Origin of the sequence: Haloplanus sp. (assembly GCF_028275055.1) — an archaeon.
In the GTDB taxonomy this organism is placed as follows: Archaea; Halobacteriota; Halobacteria; order Halobacteriales; family Haloferacaceae; genus Haloplanus.
Genome location: NZ_JAQCNJ010000092.1, coordinates 1 through 5,461 on the forward strand (window position 1 = coordinate 1; position 5,461 = coordinate 5,461).

6 protein-coding genes and 1 pseudogene are annotated in these 5,461 nt (G+C 64.5%); 5 read left to right on the top strand and 2 right to left on the bottom strand.

Translation table 11 applies throughout. The features are described from left to right. Positions 1 to 1,046 (bottom strand): annotated as a pseudogene (locus Q0925_RS11280) (serine protein kinase PrkA); the annotation flags it as partial. 353 nt (positions 1,047 to 1,399) lie between these two features. Here Q0925_RS11280 and Q0925_RS11285 point away from each other — a divergent pair. Beyond that, the gene (locus Q0925_RS11285) at positions 1,400 to 1,780 is read left to right on the top strand and encodes a DUF5820 family protein (RefSeq protein WP_299335520.1); all 381 of its coding nucleotides are present in this window, start codon (positions 1,400 to 1,402) and stop codon (positions 1,778 to 1,780) included. A gap of 25 nt (positions 1,781 to 1,805) precedes the next feature. Then, positions 1,806 to 2,255 (top strand): UPF0179 family protein, encoded by a 450-nt coding sequence (locus tag Q0925_RS11290; protein WP_299335522.1) that lies wholly within the window; start codon positions 1,806 to 1,808, stop codon positions 2,253 to 2,255. On the opposite strand, the gene Q0925_RS11295 is transcribed toward Q0925_RS11290, so the two are convergent. Next, positions 2,198 to 3,055 carry a succinylglutamate desuccinylase/aspartoacylase domain-containing protein gene (locus Q0925_RS11295; protein WP_299335524.1) on the bottom strand — a complete coding sequence of 286 codons (858 nt, stop codon included), beginning with the start codon at positions 3,053 to 3,055 and terminating at the stop codon, positions 2,198 to 2,200. The genes Q0925_RS11290 and Q0925_RS11295 overlap by 58 nt on opposite strands. A 459-nt stretch (positions 3,056 to 3,514) precedes the next feature. Between Q0925_RS11295 and Q0925_RS11300 the strand changes: the two genes are divergently transcribed. The 3 genes from Q0925_RS11300 to Q0925_RS11310 form a co-directional block, all read left to right on the top strand. Next, positions 3,515 to 4,009 carry a DUF309 domain-containing protein gene (locus Q0925_RS11300; RefSeq protein WP_299335554.1) on the top strand — a complete coding sequence of 165 codons (495 nt, stop codon included), beginning with the start codon at positions 3,515 to 3,517 and terminating at the stop codon, positions 4,007 to 4,009. Between the two features lie 357 nt (positions 4,010 to 4,366). Beyond that, the gene (locus tag Q0925_RS11305; protein ID WP_299335556.1) at positions 4,367 to 5,206 is read left to right on the top strand and encodes a bacteriorhodopsin; all 840 of its coding nucleotides are present in this window, start codon (positions 4,367 to 4,369) and stop codon (positions 5,204 to 5,206) included. 55 nt (positions 5,207 to 5,261) lie between these two features. Then, on the top strand, positions 5,262 to 5,461 hold a 200-nt coding region (locus Q0925_RS11310; RefSeq protein ID WP_414652113.1), incomplete at its 3' end, for a gamma carbonic anhydrase family protein.

A 5,461-nucleotide genomic window follows, 5' to 3' on the forward strand; every position in this document is an offset into this window, starting at 1 on the left:
TCCCGGTACTCGGGCATGTTCGTCCGGCCGACGATCACCTGATCGATGTCGATCCGTGGGTTGTTTTTTGGCTTGATCGTCTGTTCTTGAGAAGCGTGGAGAAAGTCATACAGGAACTCCCGTTGGAGCTTCAACAGTTCCTCGCCGGAGAACAGCCCGCGGTTGGCGTTGCAGAACGCGCCGGAGTAGTCGAACGCCCGCGGGTCGCTCTCGCCGTAGACGGCGATTTTCGAGTAGTTGACGTCCCCCGTCAACTCCGTCTCGTCCTGGTTTTTCTTGTCCTTTGGCTCGAACGTCTCGATACACTGGCGCTTGTTCTCCGAGGCGACCAAGCGGATGATCTCGACGTGGTTGTCGAGAACTGCCTTCAGGTCGTCGTCGTAGTGGGCCAGCAGCCGATCCATGTAGAACTCACTCGCCGGGTCGAGCGACTGCTCGTTGCGGATCGTGTACGGCGCATCGAGGGCGTCGTTCAACCGCTCCAGCACCCGATCGCGTTGTTCCTGCGGGAGAAGCACCAACGGATCCTGATTCATCGGCGAGACGACGGTGTCGTCCGCGGGATCCTGATCGCGAATGATGTCACAGAGGTTCACCCACCGGAACGTGTACATCCGCCCCGCGTCGCTCATCGTGTAGTCCTCGAAGTACCGACGAACCATCCAGTCGAAGTGGGATTTGCCGGAGCCGACCGGCCCGAGCAACAGTTTGATGCGTTTCTCGGGACCGAGACCGCGCGCCCCGCTTTTTACCTTGTTGACGAACTCGTGGATTGACTCGTGAACCTCCCGGCCGTAGAAGGTGTTTTCACCGTCGTACAGCGGGTCATCCGTGGCCATCTGGTACTCGACGACGCCGGCATCTTCGTCGTACTCCGTTCCGTAGTAGTCGAACATGTCGGCGACACGCTGGTGGGTGTTGCGGGCGATTCGGGGGTGGTCGTGGACCTCGTCGAGATACCAATCGAACCCCTTTGCTTCGCGGAGATCCGCCGGTACCGATTCCTTGTACTGCTGGCTGAGGTCTTCGAGGGTTTCCTTCGTCATTGTCGGTTCTGGGTCTCGGGGCCGACCGCCGTCAACGTCGGCCCCATCGCCGGGGTGGCGCGAGGTGTGACCACGTGCCACACCACGAGCGTGGCCGGCGGTGCCACGAGGTCACCATCGGAGACCGGCGGGCGGGGCGTCGACGGGTGGCGGCTCGGTCCACTGATAACCGAGACTATAAACAGTGTCAGGATTCGACATAAATAAGCCTTGTCCGAAAACCGCAATTCGACGCGGCGCCAATCCGTATTCGACCCGGGGATCGCGCCCCGGGCCAGCCGTCGATTTGTGGCCGTGACCGACCCACCGGGCGTGTGCAAAGGCTACTAGAGGCCGGGCCGCCGAGAAGTGGTGTGAGCTTCGACACCCTTCCGGACGGATGGACAGTCTGGCACGCGGAGTCGGACGGTCGGGCGGTGCTTGCGTACCGGCCGGACGTGTTCGACACGGAGGCTTTTCCGGCTCCCTGTCTCCCGACGATCTACCTCTCGCCGGGGTCGCCAAGGAAGCGCCTGGGCGCGCGTGAGTCCGATGGGTGGACCATCACGCTCTATCTCGAACCGGAGGTGGATGCGCGGGTCGAGACCCGCGACACCCGGGCGGACGGGGTCGCCGCAGCCGTCGAGATGGCTAACGCGTTCGCGGCTGGCGAGATCGACTACCGCGCCATCTATCAGGTCCCGCGAAAGGAGTACTGCGACAGGCTCGACGAACTCGTCGGTCGCGAGACTTAACGGGGCGGGCACAGAACGTGTCGATATGTCCGAGGTCACGCTCATCGGAACGCGCCTCGCGGAGGTGGGGCGGGAGTTCGTGTTCCGCGGCGAGTCGGCCGCGTGCGAGGGCTGCCCCTACCGCGGGCAGTGTCTTGACCTCTCCCCCGGAACCCGGTATCGTATCACCGATGTCAGGGAGAACGCACAGACGCTTGACTGTGCCGTCCACGACACCGGAGTGCGTGCCGTCGAGGTCGAACCTGCCCCTATCCCCGCGAACGTGCCGTCGCAGGCCGCCTACGCCGGTGGCAAAGCGGAACTCGCCGGTGCCTGTCCGTACACCGACTGTCCGAGCCATGCGTACTGCGTCCCCGACGGCGTCGACTTCGATGCCGAGTACCGCATCGACGAGGTTGTCGGCGACCCGCCACACGACTACTGCATGCTAGACCGGGACCTCACGCTGGTCGAACTCGCACCACACGAGGACTGACCGTTGTCGATGTCCGCGAGTCGCCCCACTCGATCGCCCGCGTAACCGAACACGTTCTCGTAGCCGTCCGACGACATCAGGACCGGATAAAACGCGTCGTCGGCCACTCGATCGTCACCGTCCGCCGCCGCAAAGGGGACTCCCGCAGCGACGCGTTCGAAGTTGTCGACAAACACCTCGTAGCCGTCTGCCGGTGCCTTCGGTACCCGGTCGGTGAGCCGGAACACCGGGATGTTTCCGTCCGCCTCTGTCCCGCCGTCCTCCGGGGCCAGCGCGCCGGTCGCGGCGAGAAACGCCTCGACGAGTGACCGTGCGTTCGCCGCCGCCGACTCAGACCCTTGGCGGCCACACTCCACCTCGACCGTCCCGGGGTAGGAGATGAGTCGGCCGTCGGCGTAGGCGGCTGTCTCCACCACCGCGTCGACGGGGAGGCGTTCACAGACCGTCGCGGCCGCCGGGTCGATTGCGTCCACCAGCGCGAACGGGTTCGCGTACGACTGTGTGGAGTGTAACGAAAGCGTCGTACAGCCGTCGAGTTCAGTCAGCAGCTCGGCCGCGAGCCGCCGTTCGTGGCTCTCAGCGTCCGTATCGCCGGGGAACACGCGGTTGAGGTCATCGTCTACGTAGCGCACCCCGGCGTCGAGAGCGCGCTCGTTTGCGATAATAAACTTCACCGGGCGCTGGAACGTCGATTCGTCGGCGAGTACGGCGTCGACCGCTCGCTGACCGCAGGGTTCGTCGCCGTGGATCGCCGCGACGACTGCCACGTCTGGGTCGTCGCCGAACTCTCGAATTCTCATTGTCAACTCCTAGTTGCCGGCGTTGAAGTGCGTTCCGTGTCGGACCGCTCCGGTTCGTCGCGGCCGTCCGCCACACATGCCACCACGTCGTGGCGGAGCGATCGGCCCGCACGGATATCGCAGACCCTCCGACCTCCCGTGTCGTATCGCGGGCGGACCGCTCGAACACCACCCGCTCGGCGGCGTGCATCCCGCGTCCCCGACCGATCGCGACACCGACGCGCCGATGCGGGCGGACACCCGATCCGCCGGTCTCCAACTTCAGGCTGCCACGTCCGGCGCCGACACGACCGGTTCGTGTTGCGACGCACCGGCCGCCTCAACGGCTCGGCCCACTACCTCGCCGAAACCGTCGACGACCTGCGGTGGGACGACCTCCCTGAGGACGCCTGATCGCCGTGGGTGTGTCTTGCATACCCCAACCGCAGGGCTTAGGCGCGTGGCCCGTCTGCGTGTGGTATGGACGACCACACCCTCGATCACGGCGTCGGCCCACCGACGTCGGGCGACCCCACGGGCTGGCGGGCCGACCGTGGCGAGTCGAACGGGTGGGAACACGGCACCCTCCGGAAGGCGGTGCTCCACGGCGTCCGCCTCTACAACGCCGGCGCGTTCCACGAATCGCACGACTGCTTCGAATCGGAGTGGTACAACTACGGGAGCGGGACCACCGAAAGCGCCTTTCTTCACGGAATGGTGCAAGTCGCGGCGGGCGCGTACAAGCATTTCGACTTCGAGAACGACGATGGGATGCGGTCGCTGTTCGAGACGGCCCTTCAGTACCTCCAGGGTGTTCCCCACGACTACTACGGCGTTGACGCCGCCGACGTCCGCAGGACGCTGCGGGATGCGCTGGCTGACCCGACGGCTCTTGAGGGATGGCGTATCGAACTCGACGGGACGGCACCCGAAGCGACCGAGGTCGACTTCGAGTACGCCGAGCGAGTGGCGTAGTCCCGACCTGTGAGCCACGAATCGGGGCCGAACCGGAACGACCACGCCGCCGGTGTCGCGGGTGGGTCCCGTCGGGTTCTGAGTTCGATGCTACCGACTCCCGGGCCGGCAACCGTCATACGTTCCCAGGGGTGATCCTGTCCGTCTCCTCTGTGGCTCCCCGAACGGCCTGGCCGCCCCCGACGACGGTCGGATCGTCACACTTCGTGGGGTTGTACTGACGAAACCGCACTCGGGCATACCGTTAACTATTGGTTCGACAATTCATAATAGCCGGTGACCGCCTGCTCGACGGGGCGGTGGCCCACGAGGGTCGACCGTCGACGTGCCGGTCGATACGACAGATAACGGACAACAATGATCGAAACGCTCCTCACCGAAGCGGCGACGGGCGCACAGTTCGGCACCCCCCTGCAGTCGCAGGGCGAGGTTCTGACCGAAATCCAAAACAATATGTTGTTGAACAGTTCGCTCTGGGTGAACATCGCCCTCGCAGGACTGTCGATTCTCCTGTTCATATATATGGGACGCAACGTTCAAGGCTCCCGTGCGAAGCTCATCTGGGCCGCGACGCTGCTCGTTCCGCTCGTGTCCATCTCCTCGTACACGAGCCTCGCGTCCGGGCTGACCGTCGGGCTGCTTGAAATGCCGGCTGGCCACGCCCTTGCCGGGCAGGAGGTTCTGTCACCGTGGGGTCGGTATCTGACGTGGACGTTCTCGACACCGGCGATCCTCGCCGCACTCGGTCTCCTCGCTGGGACCGACTTCACGAAGCTGTTCACCGCGATCACGATGGATATCGGCATGTGTATCACCGGGCTGGCAGCAGCGCTGATCACCTCCTCCGTGTTGTTCCGCTGGCTGTTCTACGTGATCAGCTGTGCCTTCTTCCTCGCGGTGGTGTACATCCTGTTGTTTGAGTGGCCTGCCGATGCCGCCGCCAACGGCACCGACGAAATCTTCGGGACACTCCGAAACCTCACCGTGGTCCTGTGGTTCGGCTACCCGGTCCTCTGGGCGCTCGGCTCCGAGGGGCTGGCGCTGCTCAGCGTGGGTGTTACCTCGTGGGGCTACTCTGGTCTCGACATCCTCGCAAAGTACGTGTTCGCGTTCCTCCTGCTTCGGTGGGTCGCAGACAACGACAGCACCCTCGCCAGTGGTAGCGGCTTCGGCGGCCCGGTTCCCGGCGACGACTGACGGAAACGGGCGGCACGTCCGGTGCGGTTTTATTCGTGGTGACCGTGAGACAGTCATGGTTCTCAGATCCGTCGCTGGCGTTGAACCGACGGTCCATGACGACGCGTACGTTGACGACGCGGCGGTCGTCGTCGGTGACGTTACGATCGAACGCGACGCCTCGGTCTGGCCGAACGCGACACTACGCGGCGACTCGGACCCGATCGTGATCCGCGAGAAAGCGAACGTCCAAGACAACGCCGTCTGTCACGAGGA

Excerpts from the sequence above, each read along its gene's own strand:
- Q0925_RS11290 (WP_299335522.1), top strand. The coding sequence starts at position 1,806 with ATGTCCGAGGTCACGCTCATCGGAACGCGCCTCGCGGAGGTGGGGCGG.
- Q0925_RS11295 (WP_299335524.1), bottom strand. The coding sequence starts at position 3,055 with ATGAGAATTCGAGAGTTCGGCGACGACCCAGACGTGGCAGTCGTCGCG.
- Q0925_RS11300 (WP_299335554.1), top strand. The coding sequence starts at position 3,515 with ATGGACGACCACACCCTCGATCACGGCGTCGGCCCACCGACGTCGGGC.
- Q0925_RS11305 (WP_299335556.1), top strand. The coding sequence starts at position 4,367 with ATGATCGAAACGCTCCTCACCGAAGCGGCGACGGGCGCACAGTTCGGC.